Source organism: Longimicrobium sp. (genome assembly GCA_036389135.1).
Lineage (GTDB): Bacteria > Gemmatimonadota > Gemmatimonadetes > Longimicrobiales > Longimicrobiaceae > Longimicrobium.
Genome location: DASVQP010000117.1, coordinates 48,707 through 67,060, shown reverse-complemented (window position 1 = coordinate 67,060; position 18,354 = coordinate 48,707). Strand labels below are relative to the sequence as shown.

Below are 18,354 nucleotides of genomic sequence, written 5' to 3'. Positions count from 1 at the left end.
AAACCCAACCTGGAGAGCCGAGCAATGGCCGACGTCGAACAGAAGGTCAAGGACATCATCATCAACGAGCTGGGCGTGGAGGCCGAGAAGGTCACTCCCGAGGCCCGCTTCGTGGACGATCTGGGCGCGGACTCGCTGGACACCGTCGAGCTCGTCATGGCGTTCGAGGAAGAGTTCGGGATGGAGATCCCGGACGAGGACGCCGAGAAGCTGCAGACCGTCGGCGACGCGATCAGCTACATCCAGAACAACAATCCGTCCTGACCGCTGTTCCGGAGCGCCGCGGGCCCACTGTGGGGCTCGCGGCGCTCGCTTTCCGCCCGTGCGGCGGAGCTGACTTTCCGAGCGGCGGGCGCCCCGCGGGTGTCCGCCCTTCCACTATCCCAGTATGACCGGAGCGGTGATGAATCGCCGAGTCGTGATCACGGGGGCGGGGCTCGTCACGCCCGTGGGGCTGGACCTCCAGGAGAGCTGGGCGGGCCTGCTCGCGGGGCGCAGCGGCGCCGGCCCGATCACCCAATTCGACGCCTCCAACCACGCCGTGCGCTTTGCCTGCGAGGTGAAGGGGTTCGACCCCACGCTGTACATCGACCGCAAGGAGGTGAAGCGCACCGACCGCTTCTCCCACTTCGCGATCGCCTCGGCCGTGCAGGCCATGAGGCACGCGGGCCTCGACGAGGAGCGCGACGGGATCGACCACGAGCGCTTCGGCGTCGTGATCGGCAGCGGCATCGGCGGCATCCACACGTTCGAGGAGCAGCACTCCAAGCTGATCCAGAGAGGCCCGGACCGCGTGTCGCCCTTCTTCGTCCCGATGTTCATCTCGGACATCGCGGCGGGGCTGGTGTCGATCCGCTACGGCGCCAAGGGTCCCAACTACTGCACCGTCTCCGCCTGCGCCAGCAGCGCGCACGCGCTGGGGAACGCCTTCCGCAGCATCAAGTGGGACGAGGCGGACCTGATGATCGCCGGCGGCACGGAGGCGACCGTTTCCGCGCAGACGGTGGCCGGCTTCGCGGCGATGAAGGCGCTCTCGGAGCGCAACGACTCCCCCGAAACCGCCAGCCGCCCCTTCGACGCCACGCGCGACGGCTTCGTGCTGGGTGAGGGCTCGGGGATGGTGGTGCTGGAGGAGCTGGAGCACGCCCGTGCCCGCGGCGCCACCATCATCGCCGAGATCGTCGGCTTCGGCCAGACGGCGGACGCCTACCACATCACCGCGCCGTCCGAAGGCGGTGAGGGCGCCGTACGCGCGATGAAGCTCGCGCTCAAGGAAGCCGGCGCCGACGCGTCCGAAGTGGACTACGTCAACGCGCACGGCACCTCCACCCCGGCCAACGACCGCAACGAGTCCGCCGCGATCCGGACGGTGCTGGGCGACCGCGCGCATGAGGTGGTGGTCGGCTCCACCAAGAGCATGACGGGCCACACGCTGGGCGCGGCCGGTGCCATCGAGGGCGTGATCTGCGCGCTGGCGTGCCGGGAGGGGAAGATCCCCCCCACCATCAACTACACCACGCCCGACCCCGACTGTGACCTGAACTACGGGACCGGCGGCGTGACGGAGCGGCCGGTGGGTCTGGCGCTGAGCAACTCGTTCGGCTTCGGCGGCCACAACGTGTGCCTGGCGGTGCGGCGGTACGAGGACTGAAGGCCCCCTCCCCCGCTCGTCACCTCGCGGCCCCTCCCCAATAACTACCTGGGGGAGGGGCGTAGGGCCCTCACCCCGGTCGTTCCTCGCCGCCCCTCTCCCAAACGGCCGGGAGAGGGGCGTCTGCATGGATCTGCGCCAGTTGCGCAATCCTGTAGGGGCGCGATTCATCGCGCCCGTGCCGGGCGCTGCTCTGCCGCCATTCTCACGCGTCCTGGCCCCCGCTCCCGCGCCTGGAACCACGTAGGGACAGCCCCGCCTGGCGGCCCGTGCTCCGGGCATGCGCCGTCCTGTGGCAACAAGGAAGAGGGCCCGCGGCACGCGAGCCCCTTCAGTGGGCTTCCCGTAGTTCCAGCGGGGGGCTTTAGCCCCTCGCGGCCCGCGCCAGCGGGGGCATCATCCCTCGCGCCCCACCACCCGCGCCTACCTGCACTCGCGCACCTCGTTGCGCTCGCGGAAGCGCACGGCGCCGTCCACGCGGCGGAGGCGCGCGATGTCGACGGGCGTGGTAATCGCGGCGGTGTTGCCGCAGCGCGAGCCGGGGGATTGCTTCAGGATCGACACTTCCACCCCCTCCGCGGTGCGGGTGGCGCCCTCCACGAGGATGCCGTAGCCGCCGGAGCGGCGGGAACCCAGCGCCGCGACGACGACCATCTCTCGCTCGAAGTCGATGGCCGGGAGCGCCGGCACGGGGGTATGGTTGCGCCAGACGTCGCGCCAGATCGCCTCCCACGCACGCGCATCGCGAACGACCACGCGCGCGGAGTCCGTGAGGCCGCTGTTGAAGGTGAAGGGGTACGGCTCGGTCCGCAGCCGGGCGAAGGCAAGAGACTCGTCCGCGGGCCTGGTCGAATGCGAGCCTTCAGGGCCCAGCGGGGCGGATTTGCCGCAGGCTGCGGTCAGGAGTAGCGAGGCCAGCATGAGCGACGCTATGCGAGACATTTGAAAACCCCTGGATCGTGTGGTGGGGCACGGGCCCGTCCCGTTCTCCCGCCGGAAAAAACGCGCCGCGGTGGTTTTCCGTGACAGCACCGGCGCGGTCGGTTGCTCGCTGGCGGCGGGGACGGCTATTGTACCCCGCCTCGCGCGTGGCATTCACGAAAGACTGGGAAGAGCGGATGAGGATTGGGCACGGGTACGACTCCCACCGCTTCGCGGAGGGACGCAGGCTGATCCTGGGCGGGGTGGAGATCCCCTTCGAGCGCGGGCTGACCGGGCACTCCGACGCGGACGCAGTGGCGCACGCCGTCACCGACGCTATCCTGGGCGCGGCGGGGCTGGGCGACATCGGGAGGCACTTTCCGCCCTCCGATCCGCAGTACAAGGACGCGGACTCGCTGGGGCTGCTTGCGCACGCGGTGCGGCTGCTTGCGGGGCGCAACTACCAGATCGTCAACGTGGACGTGACCGTCGTGGCCGAGGCGCCGAAGATCGGGCCGCACGTGCCGGCGATGCAGGAGCGGCTGGCGTCTGTGCTGGGGATCGCGCCGGACCACATCTCCATCAAGGGGAAGACCAACGAGGGGATGGGGTGGATCGGGCGCGGCGAGGGGATCGCCACCTTTGCCGTGGCGCTGATCGACGACCTGGAGGGGATCGACTCGCTCCACGCGCGCCACCGGCGTGACAGCCACCTGTAGAGCGGAGGACGCATGTCGGGGCTGATCGACCGGCTGATCGAATGGATGCAGGGGCTCCCCGGGCCGCTGGTGTACGTGGTGATCGGCGCCTTCGCGGGGCTGGAGAACATCTTTCCCCCCGTGCCGGCGGACGTGATCGCGCTCACGGGCGGCTTCCTGGCGGGGCGCGGCACCATCTCGCCGATCGGGGCGTTCCTGGTGGTGTGGGGGTGCAACGTGGGTACGGCGCTGGTGACGTACTGGGTGGGCCGGCGCTACGGCGCGTCGTTCTTCCAGGGGCGCGTCGGGCGGATGATCCTGCAGCCGCAGCAGATGACGCGGCTCTCAGGCCTGTACGCGAAGCACGGCGCCAAGGTGATCTTCTTCAGCCGCTTCCTCCCCGGCTTCCGCGCGGTGGTGCCGGTGTTCGCGGGAACGAGCGGGATGGGATGGGTGCGAACCGCCACGCCGATCGCGCTGGCGTCGGGGCTGTGGTACGGGATGATCGTGTACCTGGGCGCCACCGCCGGGCGCAACTGGGAGCAGATCCGCGTGGCCGTGGAGGCGTCGGGGCGCTGGCTGGGGATCGCCGCGGTGATCCTCTTCGCGCTCGTGGGGTGGTGGTGGTGGCGCAGCCGCGGGGAGGCGGCCTGAGCACCGCCGAAGCGCCCACGCCGGAGGAGCTGGACCGCACGGCGCGGCAGTTCGGGGTGGAGGGCTTCATCGACCACCTCCGCTTCGAGCGCAACCTGAGCGAGCAGACCATCGACGCCTATCGCCGCGACGTGGTCCGCATGTGCTCGCACGCGCGGACGCTGGGGCGCGCCCGCCCTTCCGAGGTCACCACCGACGACCTGCGGCGCTTCGTCCTCCTCCTCAAGGACCTGGGGCTCGCGCCGTCCTCCATCGCGCGCAACATCTCCGCGCTGCGCACCTACTTCCGCTTCCTGCTGGGCGAGAACGAGGTGGTGGCGGACCCCAGCGAGGCGATCGACACGCCGACGGCGTGGAAGACGCTCCCGGGCGTGCTCACGGTGGCGGAGATCGAGCGCTTGCTCGAGGCGCCGGACATCATGCACCCGCTCGCCTGGCGTGACCGGGCGATGCTGGAGTTCGCGTACGCCAGCGGGGTGCGCGTGTCCGAGCTCACCGGCATCCGCGTGCGCGACCTGCACCTGGACGACGAGTTCGCGTCCGTCTTCGGCAAGGGCGCCAAGGAGCGGATGGTGCCGGTGGGGCGCCGGGCGATCGGCGCGCTCTCCATCTACCTGCGCGAGACGAGGCCGCGGCTGGAGCGGGGGAAGGGTGAGGGGCGCGTCTTCCTCAACGCCCGCGGCGGGCCGCTGACTCGCATGGGCGTGTGGAAGATCCTCCGGCAGCACGTGGAGGCCGCCGGCATCGAAAAGAAGGTGACCCCCCACACCCTGCGCCATTCGTTCGCCACGCACCTGCTGGAGGGGGGCGCCGACCTGGTGGCGGTGCAGGAGATGCTGGGCCACGCGGACATCTCCACCACGCAGATCTATACGCACGTGGACCGGACGTACCTGTCGCAGATCCACCGCCAGTTCCACCCGCGTGCATGATGGGGTTGCGGCGGCGGGGCAGGGCAGACACGCAGGTCTGCCCTACGGGGGTCCGTGCGAAAGGACGGGCGGCGGTGCGGTGGCGGGCACGGGCAGCCACGTAGGGCAGCCCCTACGGGAATTGGTGCGGCGAGCCGGCGTCGATTCCGGGCAGGGGAGGGCGCGACAAATCGCGCCCCTACGCGTTCCCGGGTCCGGAAGGCTCGCGCGGAAGGCCGCAATCTCCCACCTTTCCCAGCAGTTTGGGAGAGGGGGGCCGGGGGGGTGAGGGCCTCCGCCCTCACGCCACTCGCAGCACCACGATCCCGCACACGATCAGCGCGATGCCCAGCAGGCGCCCGGCGTCGCGCGGCTCGCCGAGGATGAGCATGCCGAGCAAGCTCGCCCCCACCGCGCCGATGCCAGTCCATACGGCATAGCCGGTGCCGACGGGGATGGTGCGCAGCGCCGTGGCGAGCAGGTAGAAGCTCGCGCCCATCGCGGCCAGCGTCCCCACGCTCGGCCACAGGCGCGTGAAGCCCTCCGTGTACTTGAGGCCGATCGCCCACACCACCTCCAGCAGCCCCGCGACGAACAGGTACGCCCACGCCATTCCGCTCTCCCATTCTGGCTCCGCTCCGGCCGCCCCGCGTCGTGCGGAACGTGGGGCAAAGTTAGCACGGGGGCGGGCTCGGGGCACCGGCGACCGTTGCAAAGAGGGGCCGCCCGCGCCATCGTTCATCGGTCGTTACGCTGCGGGATGCGTGGACACGGCGCGGAAGCAGGCGAGATCATCACAGGGAAGTCATGATCCTGGTTATCGATAACTACGACAGCTTCACGTACAATCTAGTCCAGTATCTCGGCGAGCTGGGGGCGGAGTTGGAGGTCGTGCGCAACGACCAGCTCACCGTCGCCGAGATCGCGGAGCGCGCTCCGGAGCGCATCGTCATCTCCCCCGGCCCGTGCACGCCTACCGAGGCGGGGGTGTCGGTGGAGACGATCCGCGAGCTTGGGCCAAAAATCCCGATCCTCGGCGTCTGCCTGGGCCACCAGTCGATCGGGCAGGCGTACGGCGGCGAGGTCGTGCGCGCCGCGAAGCCGATGCACGGCAAGACCTCGCCGATCCGCCACACGGGGGAGGGGATCTTTCGCGGCATCCCGGCGCCGTTCACCGTGGCGCGCTACCATTCGCTGGTGATCGAGCCGTCGTCGCTGCCGGCCGAGCTGGAGGCGGTGGCGTGGACGGACGAGCCAGGGTTCGAGACGGAGATCCAGGCGGTCCGCCACCGCGAGCACCCGGTGTGGGGCGTCCAGTTCCACCCGGAATCCATCGCCAGCGAGCACGGGCACGCGCTGCTTCGCAACTTTCTGGAGCTCGGATGAAGCTTCGCCCCGCACTTCTCGCGGCACTCCTCCTCATGGCATTCGCGCTCCCCGCCGCCGCGCAGGGGGTGACGGTGCGCGGCGACGACCGGAGCCGCGCCGCCGAGATCGCGCGCGAGGTGCTCGCACGTGGCAACTACCTGCGCATCGACCGCGATACCATCCTCCCCGCGACGTTCTCCGCGCCGGGGGATCTGGTCATCTACGATGCGGACGTGCGGCTGGAGGGCTCCGTCGCGGGGTCGGTGGCGGTGCTGGGCGGACACCTCTACCTGCGCCCCGGCTCGCGCGTCGGCGGCGAGATCGCGGTCATCGATGGTGGCGTCTACCGCTCCGCGAAGGCGCAGCACGGCGCAATCTCGGAATCCCACCCGTCGACCGTAGTCGTGCGCGGCGATTCGACGGGGAGGGCAGGGGACTCCACGCTGGTCGCGACCGTGGTTGGGCCGCCGCTGCCGCGCTCCTTCCGACCCCTCTTCCTGACGCCGACGTACGACCGGGTGAACGGAGCCACCGTGGCGGGGGGCGCGCAGTTCCGCTTCTCGCCTGACCCGGGTTCGGGGCTGGCGAGCGGGTTCCTGGCGTATCGCCACAAGCAGGACGACCACCTGGGTGGCCAGCTGCGTGTGGAGTACCCGCTGCGCATCCAATCGCTGCGCTTGGAAGCCGAGCTGTCGCGCCAGACGCGCACCAATGACGCCTGGCATCACGGCGACATCGTCAACTCGGTGACCGCGGCGTTGGTCGGGCGCGACTACCGCGACTACTACGACGCGGACCGCGCCTCCGTCTTCGTCACGCGCCCCGTCGGCAAGCCGATCATCGCGGGGGAGTCGTGGCTGGGCCCGCGCGTCGGCGTGCAGGTGGAGCGCGCCCGCTCGCTGGAGACGGAGCCGGACCTCCCCTCGCTCCTGGGCGACGGCCTGCTCCGCGAGAACCCGCCGGTGCTGGAGGGGACGATCGTCTCCGGGATCGTGGGTGCCACGCTGCGCTGGCGCGGGCAGACGGTGCAGCTGGAGGGTTTCGCGCAGGTGGAGCAGGGTTTCGGCGACGCGACGTTCACGCAGGCGCTGGCCTGGGCCGACTTCTATACCCTGACTTTCCGCCAGCAGTCGGTGCACGTCTACGCGCGCACGATGCTCCCCATCGCTTCCGACGCACCGCCGCAGCGGTTCGGCAACCTCGGCGGTCCGGGCACGCTGCCCACCACCGCGATCTCCGCCTTTCGCGGCGACCACCTGGTGTACGTGGGGTCGGAGTACCTGATCCCCTTGTCGCCGAAGCTGATGATCCCGTACCTGGGCCAGCCCTCGGTGGAGCTGGTGCATTCCTCCGGCGCCGCATGGACGGATTCGGCGCCGGCCTTTGTGCAGAACGTGGGGGGGGGCGTTCGGTTTTTTCTTGCGCGCGTCGGCGTGGTCGTGAACCCCGCGGCGGACGACCTGGACCCGGCGGTGTACTGGTCGTTCTCGCTGCCCCGGTTCTAATCCGGGGGTTCGGAGCGGGGGCGGGCACGGGCAGCCACGTGGGGCGGCCCCTACGAGGTTGCGGTGTGGAGGGGCAGGTGTCGGACGGCACGGGCGGTGGCAGACACGCAGGTCTGCCGTACGGTATCGGTGCGGTGGGCGTGGGTCGCGGTGGGGGCGAGGGTGGGCGCGATGAATCGCGCCCCTACGGATCTGTGTGTTCCTCGCGGATTTCGCCCCCCTCTCCCGAGCCCAGAGGCGCAGCCTCTCCTGTTATCGGGAGAGGGGGGCAGCGAGGAACGAGCGGGGGTGAGGGCCCCCGTGAGCACTCCATTAGCCGCCCCGCCGCCGCTTTGACAAACCGCCGCGCCGACGCTAGGTTGAGTGGCGTGATTATTGCAAATGCGCGCGGCATCCCCGCACATTTTTCGGTTCGATGAGCGCCCGCGTACTGGGCGTCGTTCCGGCACGCATCGGCTCCTCGCGCTTGCCGCGGAAGCCGCTCTTCCCCATCGCTGGCAGGCCACTCCTGGAGTGGGTCTGGCGCCGGGCGATGGGGCTCGCTGTGTTCGACGCGGTCGTGGTCGCCACGGATTCCGCCGAGGTCGCGGAGGCGTGCCGCGGCTTCGGGGCGGAGGTGCGGCTCACGGATCCGGCGCACCCCTCCGGCACCGACCGCGTCGCTGAAGTCGCAGGCGACCCGGAGTTCGCAGGGTACGAGGTGATCGTCAACGTGCAGGGCGACGAGCCTTTCCTGCTGGCGGAGCACGCGAGCGCGGCGATCGGGCTGGTGCGCGACGGCGGGTGGGAGCTGGGGACGGTGGCGACGCCCATCCGCACCCGCGCAGAGTGGCTGGAGCCGTCCGTGGTCAAGGTGGTGCGCGGCGACGACGGCGGTGCGCTACTCTTCACCCGCGCCCCCGTGCCGCACGCGCGCGACGCGGAGCCTGAGTTCAGCAGCGGCACGTATCTGCGCCACGTGGGGCTCTACGCCTACCGCCGGGACGCGCTGCTGCGCTGGGTCGCGCTGCCGGAAGGGCGGCTGGAGCAGATCGAGAAGCTGGAGCAGCTCCGCCCGCTGGCGGCGGGGATGCGCATGGGCGTGGCCGTGGGCCCGCCGGCCGAAGGGGGGATCGACACCCCCGCCGACGCCGAGCGCGCGGAACGCCTCCTACGAAACGAGTCCACACCTCCCGCCACGGAGCGAGCAGCCGAATGACCGCCCTGAACACGGCGCCCACCAAGTACATCTTCGTCACCGGCGGCGTCGTCTCGTCGCTCGGCAAGGGGATCGCGGCCGCGTCGCTGGGCCGGCTCCTGGTGGAGCGCGGGCTCCGCGTGACGATCCAGAAGTTCGATCCCTACATCAACGTGGACCCCGGCACGCTCTCGCCCTTCCAGCACGGCGAGGTCTTCGTGACCGACGACGGCGCGGAGACGGACCTGGACCTGGGGCACTACGAGCGCTTCGTGGGCGAGAGCCTGTCGCAGTCCAACAGCATCACGACGGGGCGCATCTATCAGGACGTCATCACCCGCGAGCGGCGCGGCGAGTACCTGGGCGCCACGGTGCAGGTGATCCCGCACATCACGGACGCCATCAAGGGGGCGATTCGCCGCCTGGCGCCCAACCACGACGTCGTCATCACCGAGATCGGCGGCACCGTGGGCGACATCGAGAGCCTCCCCTTCCTGGAAGCCATCCGCCAGTACCGGCAGGAGGTGGGGCGCGAGCACACGCTCTTCGTGCACCTCACGCTGCTGCCGTACATCGCGGCGGCGGGGGAGCTGAAGACGAAGCCGACGCAGCACTCCGTGCGCGAGCTGATGCAGATCGGCATTCAGCCGGACGTGCTGATCTGCCGCAGCGAGCGCGCGATCGAGCCGGACATGCGCCGCAAGATCGCACTCTTCTGCAACGTCGACGTGGCGTCGGTGATCGAGGCGCGCGACGCGGAGACCATCTACGAGGTGCCGCTGGAGTACCACCGGCAGCGCCTGGACGAGCTGGTGGTCAACAAGCTGGGGCTCACCACGCCCAAGCCCGATCTGGACGAGTGGCGCGAGCTGGTGAGCCGGCTCAAGAACCCCAGCAACGGCATCGTGCGCATCGCCGTCGTGGGCAAGTACGTGGCGCTGATCGATTCCTACAAGTCGGTGCAGGAGGCGCTGATACACGGCGGGATCGCGGCGGATGCCAAGGTCAAGATCGAGTGGCTCTCCTCCGAGGACTTCGAGAACGGCGAAGGGGCGGAGAAGCTGGCCGGCTACCACGGCCTGCTCATCCCCGGCGGCTTCGGCGTGCGCGGGGTGGAGGGGATGCTCTCCGCCATCCGCTGGGCGCGCGAGAACGGCCTCCCGTTCTTTGGGATCTGCCTGGGGATGCAGACGGCGATCATCGAGTTCTCGCGCACCGTGTGCGGGATCGAGGAGGCGCACTCGGCCGAGTGGGAGCGCGCCACCGCCGACCCGGTGATCTGCCTGATGGACTCGCAGCGCCAGATCACCGACCTGGGCGGCACCATGCGGCTGGGCGCGTACACGGCGCGGCTGCAGCCCGGCTCGCGCGCGGCGGAGATCTACGGCACCCTGGAGATCAGCGAGCGCCATCGCCATCGCTACGAGGTCAACAACGTGTACCGCGAGGCGCTGGGCGAGCAGGGGATGCAGTTCAGCGGGCTGTCGCCGGACGGCAACCTGGTGGAAATGATCGAGTTGCCGTCGCATCCCTGGTTCGTGGCCACGCAGGCGCACCCGGAGCTCAAGTCGCGCCCGGACCAGCCGCACCCGCTCTTCGCCTCCTTTGTGACGGCGGCGGCGGCGTACCGCGATGGGCAGAACGCCCCCGCGCAGCAGCAGCCCGAACTGATGGCGGAGGCTTCGTCGTGAGCCAGGCGCTCGCGCGCGGCGGCGGCGACGTCGCGGAGCTCTTCCGCGTAGGTGCGCCGTTCTTTCTGATCGCGGGGCCGTGCGTGCTGGAGGACGACCGGCTCAACCTCTCCATCGCCGAGGCGCTGGCGAGGATGGCGGACGATCTGTCGCTCCCGCTGCTCTTCAAGGCGTCGTTCGACAAGGCGAACCGCTCCTCCGCCGGCTCGCCGCGCGGGCCGGGGATGGAGGAGGGGCTGCGCAAGCTGGCGCGCGTGCGGGACGAGGTGGGGCTGCCGCTGATCACCGACGTGCACGAGCCCGCGCAGTGCGCGGCCGTGGCCGAGGTGGCGGACGTGCTCCAGATCCCCGCCTTTCTCTGCCGCCAGACGGATCTGCTGGTGGCGGCGGGGGCCACGGGGCGGCCGGTGAACGTGAAGAAGGGGCAGTGGATGGGGCCCCACGAGATGCGCGGCGCCGCGGACAAGCTGCGGGGCGCCGGCGCCGGCGGCGTGGCGGTGACGGAGCGCGGTACCTTCTTCGGCTACGGCAACCTGGTGGTGGACATGCGCTCCTTCGTGCAGATGCGCGAGACGTGCGACGCTCCCACCGTGTTCGACGGCACCCACTCGGTACAGCGCCCCGGCGAGGGCGCGGGCGTCAGCGGCGGGGAGCCGCGCTTCATCCCGCACCTGGTGCGCGCAGCGGTTGCCGCCGGCGCCGACGCGCTCTTTCTGGAGACGCACCCCGACCCGGCCAGCGCGCCGTCGGACTCCACCAACATGCTCCCCATCGAGCGGCTGCGACCGCTGGTGGAAGAGGTGCTCGCACTGCGCGCCGCGCTCGGCTTCGGCGGATGATGGCGCCCGTGGGGGACCCGCCCGCCGCCATCCCGCGCGATGATGCGCGCCGCATCCGCCTCGTCATCCTGGACGTGGACGGCGTGATGACGGACGGCGGCATCTACCTGGGCGCGACGTCCGCGGGCGAGCGGGTGGAGCTGAAGCGATTCGAGATCCAGGACGGGATCGGCACCCGGCTCCTGCACGAAGGGGGGATCAGGGTCGCCATCGTCACCGGGCGCGAGTCGAGGGCGGTGACGATGCGCGCGGAGGAGCTGATGATCCGCGAGGTGCACCAGGACCGCACCGCCTCCAAGCTCCGCATCGTCACCGCGATGCTCGAGCGGCTAGGGATCGGCTGGGAGGAGACCGCCTTCCTGGGCGACGACCTTCCCGACCTCCCCGTGATGCGGCGCGTGGGGCTCCCCGCGGCGGTGGGGAACGCGGCCGGCGACGTCCGTGCGGTGGCGCGCTGGCAGGGGACGCGGCACGGCGGCTACGGGGCCGTACGCGAGTTCGCGGAGGCGCTGCTGGGCGCGCGCGGCCAGTGGAGCGCCCTGGTGGAAGCGTACGTCCGCCAGCGCGAGGCGGGGCAGTGACGGTGGCGGCGCCGGCGGGGATCGGCACGGACGAGATGCTGGAGCGTGCCCGCCACGTGATCCGCACCGAGGCCGCTTCCGTTGCGGCGCTGGAGAGCCGAATCGGGGTGGAGTTCGCGGCGGCGGTGGACGCGGTGCTGGAGGCGACCGGGCGGGTGATCGTGGCCGGCGTGGGGAAGAGCGGGATCGTGGGCCGCAAGCTCGCCGCCACCCTCACCTCCACCGGCACCCCGGCCGTCTTCCTCCACCCCGTCGAGGCGCTGCACGGCGACCTGGGGCTGGTGGGGAGCGGCGACGTCGCCATCCTCCTCTCCAAGAGCGGCGAGAGCGAGGAGCTGCGCGGCCTGCTGGAGTACCTGAAGCGGATGGACGTGGGCGTCGTCGCCCTCACCGGCCGGCCCGAATCCGCGCTGGCGCGCCAGGCGGACTGGGTGCTGGACTGCTCGGTGGCCGCAGAGGCGTGCCCGCACGACCTCGCCCCCACCTCGTCCACCGCCGCCGCCATGGCGATGGGTGACGCGCTGGCGGTGGCCCTCCTGCTGCGCCGCGGCTTCGGGCGCGACGACTTCGCCCGCTTCCACCCCGGCGGCGCGCTGGGGCGCCGGCTGCTGCTGCGCGTGCAGGACGTGATGGAGACGAGCGACCTGCCGCTCCTCCCCCGCGGCGCCACCATGCGCCAGGCGCTGGTGCCGCTGGCCGAGCGCCGCGGGACGGTGGCGGTGGTGGATGACGAGGGACGCCTGCTGGGCGTCGTAACCTCTGGGGATCTCACGCGGCTGATGGAGCGCGAGGAACACTTCTACGGAATCGCCGTATCCGAAGTCATGACTCGCGAACCCAAAACCGTCGAGCCGGGGGAACTCGCCGCCGCGGCCGTGGGCGTCATGGAGCGCTACGGTGTCATGGCGCTCCCCGTGGTGGACGAGGGACGCGTGGTGGGGATGGTGCACCTCCACGACCTGATGCGGGCGGGGGCGGTATGAAGGCATCCCGGGCGAGTGAACTCGCTGCAACAACAGCACAAAGTCCGCCTTCGCGGACTCGGGGTCCGGCACTGGTGTGGACCCCACGAGTCCCCGCAGGGGGACTTCCCGCGGTTGTTGCCGCGACTTTAGTCGCCGCACTCGCCGGGTGCAGCGGGAGCACGACGCCCATCGGCACCGCGGCGTTCGAGGCGGACGCCAACCAGGTGACGATCGGGATGAAGATGAAGATGACGGAGGAAGGCACCACCAAGGCCGACATCTTCGCCGACACCGCCGTCACCATGCCCGGCCAGACGCGCACGAATCTCAAGGGGGTGCGGCTTCTCTTCAGCACCCCTTCGGGCCAGCAGGGTACGCTTACATCCAAGACGGGCGAGTACGACCCGGCTTCGCAGGTGATGGTGGCGCGGGGGAAGGTGGTCCTCATCATCCCCGGCGAGCAGGGGAAGGGGAAGCGCACCATCAAAAGCGAGGAGCTCCACTGGGACCAGCGCAACGACCGCGTGTGGAGCGAAAAGGCGACGAGTCTCCTTGAAGACGGCAAGACGTTGTACACGCAGGGCTTCAGCGCGGACAGCCGGTTCACGAACGTCCAGGGCACCAACGCCCGGACCGGCTCCGTGCAGGTGGGCGACGGAGGGATACGATTCTGATGCGCTACTTCATTCTCGCAATCGCGGCGGCGCTTGCCGCCACGCCCGCGGCCCTGGCCGCGCAGGCGAATTCGTGCCTCCTGGTAGACCAGAACGGGCCGTGGACCGCCGTGGGCGACCCCGCCAACCGCGTCATCTCGGCCGATGGGCCGCTGCTGGTGAGGTGCACGGGGGGCGAGGAGCTGCGCGCCGACAGCGCCGTGATCTACCAGGCGATGAACGAGGTGCACCTCTTTGGGCAGGTGGACTTCCAGGACCCCACGCGCACGCTGACGGCCGACCGCGCCATCTACAACTCCGGCACGGGGCGGCTCTTTGCGCAGGGGAACGTCATCTTTACCGACAAGCAGCGCGGCTCCACCCTGCGCGGGCCGGAGCTGGAGTACTTCAAGGCGATGCCGGGGCGCCCCGACGCGCAGGCCATCGCCACGCAGCGCCCGCACCTGACGCTGGTGCCGCGCGGGAGCGGCGGCCAGCGCCGCGACCCCATGGAGATCGACGGCGACCGCATCACCAGCACCGGCGACAAGTTCATGACCGCCGAGGGGAACGTGGTGATCGTCAGCAAGGACGTGAGATCCACGGCCGCCACCGCCTTCTACGACGCCACCGCCGAGCGGATGGAGCTGCGCACCGCCGCCCGCGTGCGCAACCCGCAGTACGAGCTGCAGGGCGAGTACATTGAGAGCAACCTGCGCGACGGCAAGCTGACCCGCGTCCTGGCCCGCACCAACGCGCGGCTGGACAGCGAGCGGCTGGACGTGGACGGGCCGCAGCTCCTGATGTTCTTTGAGAACGACAAGCTGCAGCGCGTCGTCAGCGGCCAGGAGCCGCAGGCGGCGGCGCCGCGCGACAGCACGAAGGCGCTTCCGCGGTCGGTGGCGCTTGCGAGCGGGTTCCGGATGGAGGCAGATTCGCTGGAGGCGATCATGCCCGGCCAGGAGCTGCGCGAGGTGCACGCGATCGGCTCCGCGCACGGGCTGGCTTGGGACACCGTGGCCGTGGGCGCGCCGGGCGACACCGCCGCGCACCGCCAGCGGGTGACCACCCCGCCGGACGCGCTGGAGGACCGCGACCTGATCCTGGCGGACACCATCATCGGCTACTTCACGCGCGACACCACCGCGCGCCGCCCCGCCCGCGACAGCGCGGACGCCAAGGTGGAGATCGAGCGCCTGGTGGCCATCGGCAACGCGCGCTCCGTGTACCGCGTGCGCAACGACGACGCGCCGGCGGGGCAGAAGCCCGCCATCAACTACCTGAACGCCGACCACGTGGACCTGGCGTTCCGCGACGGCGAGGTGGACAACGCACGCGCCCGTGGCGTGCATCGCGGCGTCTACCTGGACCCCGGCCAGCCGCGGGCGCCCGCGGACAGCGCAGCAGGCGCCCCGGCGGGTGCGGCTGGAGCACGGCCGGCCGCCGGCAACACCGCCGCCCGCACGCCCACGCCGGGCCGCGACCCCGCGCCGGGCACGCCGGCGGCAGCGACCGGAACGGCCGCGCAGACCCCCCGTCCCGCGCCGACGGGTGCGCCGGGCCGCGGCACGCGCATCCCCACGGCTCGCCCGGCGGCGCCCGCCGCGCCCGCGCCCGCGACGCCGGGGAACACGCCGCAGGGGGGGGCGCGCCCGTGATGCAAGGCCGTCTGGCGCGGATGGTGGCGGAAGTACCCCCCACCGACGTATCTACCCTCATCGCTCTGCGCGCGCTGGTGGCGCGCGACGACGGCGGGCACGAGGTGGCGCGCCCCGAGTGGCACACCCGCATGCGCGAGGAGTACCGCCGCTGGTACGGCCCGCCGCGCGGCCACACGGAGGCATACGGCGAGCTCGGCTCCTTTCAGGACGCGGAGACGGAGCACTACCTGGACGAGCAGGTCCTGAGCCGCCTGCGCGCGAACGAGGTGGTGGAGCTGCTGGGCGCGGAAGGGGAGCCGCACGAGAACGGCACGGGGTGGAGCGCGCTCCGCCTCTCCCCCTGGGTGCTGGCGGAGGTGGGGAACGGCCGCGACGAGGCTCTGGCCCTGCTCGACCACCACATCGGCGCCATCCTCACCCGGCAGGAGAACGACTCCGCCGCCGTGCAGGCCGAAGCCGCCGGCACCGTGCAGGAAGAGGCCGCGCACCACGAGGACGCGGACTTCTACGACTACCCGCGCGTGCAGATCGTCGCGATGCCCGAGCCGGAGCCCGTCCCCGCGCCGGTGCGGAGAGGCCCCATCGTGGGCGGGATGACGCTGCGCGCAAAGGGGCTGGTCAAGAGCTACCGCAAGCGGCGCGTCGTCAACGAGGTGGACGTCGAGGTCACGCAGGGCGAGATCGTGGGACTGCTGGGGCCCAACGGGGCGGGGAAGACCACCTCGTTCTACATGATGGTCGGCCTCATCAGCCCGGACCGGGGCGACGTCTACATCGGCGACCGGAAGCTCACGGGCGTCCCCATGTACCGCCGCGCCCGCGCGGGGATCGGTTACCTGGCGCAGGAGCCCTCCATCTTCCGCAAGCTGACGGTGGAGCAGAACGTCATGGCGATCCTGCAGACGCTCGGCATCCCGCGGGCGGAGCAGAAGCGCCGGCTGGAGGCGCTGCTGGACGAGCTGAGCATCAAGCACGTGAGGAAGTCGTACGCGTACTCCCTTTCCGGCGGCGAGCGGCGCCGGCTGGAGATCACGCGTGCGCTGGTGGGCAACCCCAAGTTCATGCTGCTGGACGAGCCGTTCGCGGGGGTGGACCCCATCGCCGTGCACGACATCCAGCAGATCGTGGCGGACCTGCGCCGCCGCGGGATCGGGGTGCTGATCTCCGACCACAACGTGGAGCAGACGCTGGACATCGTGGACCGCGCCTACATCATGTACGAAGGGCGCGTGCGGGTCTCCGGCACCGTGAGCGAGCTGGTGTGGAGCGACGAAGTGGCCGACCTCTACCTGGGACCCACGCTGGCGGCGCGCATGCGCGAGCGCTATCCCAATCCGTACGAAGCACCCGCGGACGAGCCGGGCGAAGAGCTCCCCGAGCCGCAGCCGTGAGGAACTGGAAGTGCTAAGTGCTAAGTGCTAAGTGCTCAACAGCCGTGCAGACTCAGGACTCAGGACTTAGGACTTAGGACTTAGGACTCAGGTCTAGAGAAAAGCGCGTTCCACGCGAACGGAATCCCCAACAGGACGAAGCGGCATGAAGACCGGTCTCTACCAGGGAACGACCCTCAAGCAGGAGATGAAGATCAACCCTCGCCTTTACCAGGCGATGGATCTTCTTTACATGCCGCTCCTGGACCTCCAGCAGCACCTCAAGCAGGAGCTGCTCAACAACCCGTTCCTGGACCTCGTGGAGAGCGACGTCGAGGACCAGGTGGAGCCCGAGCCGGAGGCCGAGAAGAAGACGGAGGACGACGAGATCGACTGGGAGGAGATCCTCCTGAACGGCTTCGAGACCGGCGGCCGCCGCGAGGAGTACGAGGAGCGGGAGTACTACGAGCCCGTGTCGGTGGACACCAAGGACTTGGGCGACCACCTGCACGACCAGCTCACCCTGCTGCGCCTCTCCGAGCGCGAGCTCCTGCTGGGCGAGGAGATCATCGGCAACATCTCGGACGAGGGGTACCTCACCTGCACGCTGCACGACATCGTCGAGTCGCTGAACGACTTCGTGCGCGAGAGCGGGGAGTGGGGCTCCACCAAGGGGTACACCCTGGAGGAAGTGGAGGGGATGCTGCGCGTGGTGCAGGGCTTCGACCCGCCGGGGATCGCCGCGCGCGACCTGCGCGAGTGCATCCTGCTGCAGCTTCGCGACAGCGTGGTGCAGGAGCTGGTGCACGAGACGGGCGAGGGCGACCCGCCGCTGGAGGAGATCCGGCGCCGGATGGAGGAGAGCCTGGCCTTCCGCATCGTGGACCAGTACTTCGACCAGCTCATCAACCACCGCTGGAGCGAGATCTCCAAGGAGCTCTCCATCACCCCGCGCGACGTGCAGAACGCGGCGGACGAGGTGGCGAAGCTGGACCCCAAGCCGGGGCTCAAGTACGCCAGCGGCGGCGACAACTACATCATTCCGGACCTGATCGTGGAGAAGATCGAGGGCGAGTACCTCGTCTTCCTCAACGACACCAGCCTGCCGCGGCTGAAGCTGTCGCGCACCTACCGCGACATCGCCAAGGACAAGAAGAAGTTCGTGGGCGAGAACAAGGAGTTCATCTCCAACAAGCTCAACTCGGCCAACTGGATGATCCAGGCGATCGAGCAGCGCCGCCAGACGATGCTCAAGGTGATGAACTTCATCGTCGACCGGCAGCGCGACTTCTTCGACAAGGGCGTGCAGTACCTCAAGCCGCTCACCCTGCGCGAGGTGGCCGAGGTGATCGACATGCACGAGTCGACGGTGAGCCGCGTGACGAACGAGAAGTTCGTGCAGACGCCGCGCGGCGTCTTCCCGCTGAAGTTCTTCTTCTCGTCCGGCCTGTCGACCACCAGCGGCGAGGACGTGTCGGCGCGCGGCATCAAGGCGCAGATTGAGAAGCTGGTGGGCGAGGAAGACCCGGCGCACCCGCTGACCGACCAGGCCATCGTCAACATCCTCAAGGACGACGGCATCCAGATCGCCCGCCGCACGGTGGCCAAGTACCGCGACCAGCTCGGCATCCTGTCCGCGCGGATGCGCAAGCGCGTGTGAACGGCGGCGAACGGGGAGCGGGGAAGGGGGAACAGGGGGGCATCGCGAC

The 18,354-nt window shown here is 70.4% G+C and carries 18 protein-coding genes; 16 read left to right on the top strand and 2 right to left on the bottom strand.

The window, feature by feature from the left end; all coding sequences use genetic code 11:
- The first annotated feature begins 24 nt into the window (after nucleotides 1-24).
- Both VF584_23465 and fabF read left to right on the top strand, forming a co-directional pair.
- Nucleotides 25-264, top strand: a complete 240-nt coding sequence (locus VF584_23465; protein ID HEX8213154.1) for an acyl carrier protein — start codon at nucleotides 25-27, stop codon at nucleotides 262-264.
- A 139-nt stretch (nucleotides 265-403) separates the two neighbouring features.
- Entirely contained in the window at nucleotides 404-1,651 is a 1,248-nt protein-coding gene (gene fabF / locus VF584_23460) for a beta-ketoacyl-ACP synthase II (GenBank protein ID HEX8213153.1), read from the top strand.
- A 423-nt stretch (nucleotides 1,652-2,074) separates the two neighbouring features.
- On the opposite strand, the gene VF584_23455 is transcribed toward fabF, so the two are convergent.
- Nucleotides 2,075-2,593, bottom strand: coding sequence for a protease complex subunit PrcB family protein (locus VF584_23455; GenBank protein ID HEX8213152.1), 519 nt, complete (start codon nucleotides 2,591-2,593; stop codon nucleotides 2,075-2,077).
- A gap of 176 nt (nucleotides 2,594-2,769) precedes the next feature.
- Here VF584_23455 and ispF point away from each other — a divergent pair, with 176 nt between their 5' ends.
- Genes ispF through xerD form a run of 3 tightly spaced genes read left to right on the top strand, consistent with a single transcriptional unit; the run spans nucleotide 2,770 to nucleotide 4,856 of the window.
- Entirely contained in the window at nucleotides 2,770-3,291 is a 522-nt protein-coding gene (gene ispF / locus VF584_23450; protein HEX8213151.1) for a 2-C-methyl-D-erythritol 2,4-cyclodiphosphate synthase, read from the top strand.
- Between the two features lie 12 nt (nucleotides 3,292-3,303).
- The gene (locus VF584_23445) at nucleotides 3,304-3,924 is read left to right on the top strand and encodes a DedA family protein (protein ID HEX8213150.1); all 621 of its coding nucleotides are present in this window, start codon (nucleotides 3,304-3,306) and stop codon (nucleotides 3,922-3,924) included.
- A complete protein-coding gene (gene xerD / locus VF584_23440; GenBank protein HEX8213149.1) occupies nucleotides 3,897-4,856 on the top strand; it encodes a site-specific tyrosine recombinase XerD in 960 nt (319 codons plus the stop codon). Before VF584_23445 ends, xerD begins: the two co-directional genes overlap by 28 nt.
- Nucleotides 4,857-5,136: 280 nt before the next feature.
- Here the strand turns inward: xerD and sugE are convergent, their stop codons facing one another.
- Nucleotides 5,137-5,448: a quaternary ammonium compound efflux SMR transporter SugE gene (sugE, locus tag VF584_23435; protein HEX8213148.1), complete on the bottom strand. Its 312-nt coding sequence runs from the start codon at nucleotides 5,446-5,448 to the stop codon at nucleotides 5,137-5,139.
- Between the two features lie 194 nt (nucleotides 5,449-5,642).
- On the opposite strand from sugE, the gene VF584_23430 reads away from it, so the two are divergent.
- The 11 genes from VF584_23430 to rpoN all read left to right on the top strand — a co-directional run bounded on the left by VF584_23430 (nucleotide 5,643) and on the right by rpoN (nucleotide 18,305).
- Nucleotides 5,643-6,221: an aminodeoxychorismate/anthranilate synthase component II gene (locus VF584_23430; GenBank protein HEX8213147.1), complete on the top strand. Its 579-nt coding sequence runs from the start codon at nucleotides 5,643-5,645 to the stop codon at nucleotides 6,219-6,221.
- Nucleotides 6,218-7,708, top strand: a complete 1,491-nt coding sequence (locus VF584_23425; protein ID HEX8213146.1) for a hypothetical protein — start codon at nucleotides 6,218-6,220, stop codon at nucleotides 7,706-7,708. The genes VF584_23430 and VF584_23425 overlap by 4 nt, the downstream gene beginning before the upstream one ends.
- 415 nt (nucleotides 7,709-8,123) lie before the next feature.
- Nucleotides 8,124-8,906 carry a 3-deoxy-manno-octulosonate cytidylyltransferase gene (gene kdsB / locus VF584_23420; protein HEX8213145.1) on the top strand — a complete coding sequence of 261 codons (783 nt, stop codon included), beginning with the start codon at nucleotides 8,124-8,126 and terminating at the stop codon, nucleotides 8,904-8,906.
- On the top strand, nucleotides 8,903-10,576 hold the full coding sequence (locus tag VF584_23415) for a CTP synthase (protein ID HEX8213144.1): 1,674 nt from the start codon (nucleotides 8,903-8,905) through the stop codon (nucleotides 10,574-10,576). Before kdsB ends, VF584_23415 begins: the two co-directional genes overlap by 4 nt.
- The gene (gene kdsA / locus VF584_23410) at nucleotides 10,573-11,415 is read left to right on the top strand and encodes a 3-deoxy-8-phosphooctulonate synthase (protein HEX8213143.1); all 843 of its coding nucleotides are present in this window, start codon (nucleotides 10,573-10,575) and stop codon (nucleotides 11,413-11,415) included. Before VF584_23415 ends, kdsA begins: the two co-directional genes overlap by 4 nt.
- Nucleotides 11,412-11,996, top strand: coding sequence for an HAD hydrolase family protein (locus VF584_23405; GenBank protein ID HEX8213142.1), 585 nt, complete (start codon nucleotides 11,412-11,414; stop codon nucleotides 11,994-11,996). Before kdsA ends, VF584_23405 begins: the two co-directional genes overlap by 4 nt.
- Nucleotides 11,993-12,979, top strand: coding sequence for a KpsF/GutQ family sugar-phosphate isomerase (locus VF584_23400; GenBank protein HEX8213141.1), 987 nt, complete (start codon nucleotides 11,993-11,995; stop codon nucleotides 12,977-12,979). The genes VF584_23405 and VF584_23400 overlap by 4 nt, the downstream gene beginning before the upstream one ends.
- A 74-nt stretch (nucleotides 12,980-13,053) precedes the next feature.
- The gene (gene lptC, locus VF584_23395) at nucleotides 13,054-13,635 is read left to right on the top strand and encodes an LPS export ABC transporter periplasmic protein LptC (GenBank protein HEX8213140.1); all 582 of its coding nucleotides are present in this window, start codon (nucleotides 13,054-13,056) and stop codon (nucleotides 13,633-13,635) included.
- A complete protein-coding gene (locus VF584_23390) occupies nucleotides 13,635-15,272 on the top strand; it encodes an OstA-like protein (protein HEX8213139.1) in 1,638 nt (545 codons plus the stop codon). The genes lptC and VF584_23390 overlap by 1 nt, the downstream gene beginning before the upstream one ends.
- Complete coding sequence (gene lptB / locus VF584_23385) at nucleotides 15,272-16,666, top strand: LPS export ABC transporter ATP-binding protein (GenBank protein ID HEX8213138.1); 1,395 nt, start codon at nucleotides 15,272-15,274, stop codon at nucleotides 16,664-16,666. Before VF584_23390 ends, lptB begins: the two co-directional genes overlap by 1 nt.
- Before the next feature lie 145 nt (nucleotides 16,667-16,811).
- Nucleotides 16,812-18,305 carry an RNA polymerase factor sigma-54 gene (gene rpoN / locus VF584_23380; protein ID HEX8213137.1) on the top strand — a complete coding sequence of 498 codons (1,494 nt, stop codon included), beginning with the start codon at nucleotides 16,812-16,814 and terminating at the stop codon, nucleotides 18,303-18,305.
- Nucleotides 18,306-18,354 lie beyond the last annotated feature (49 nt).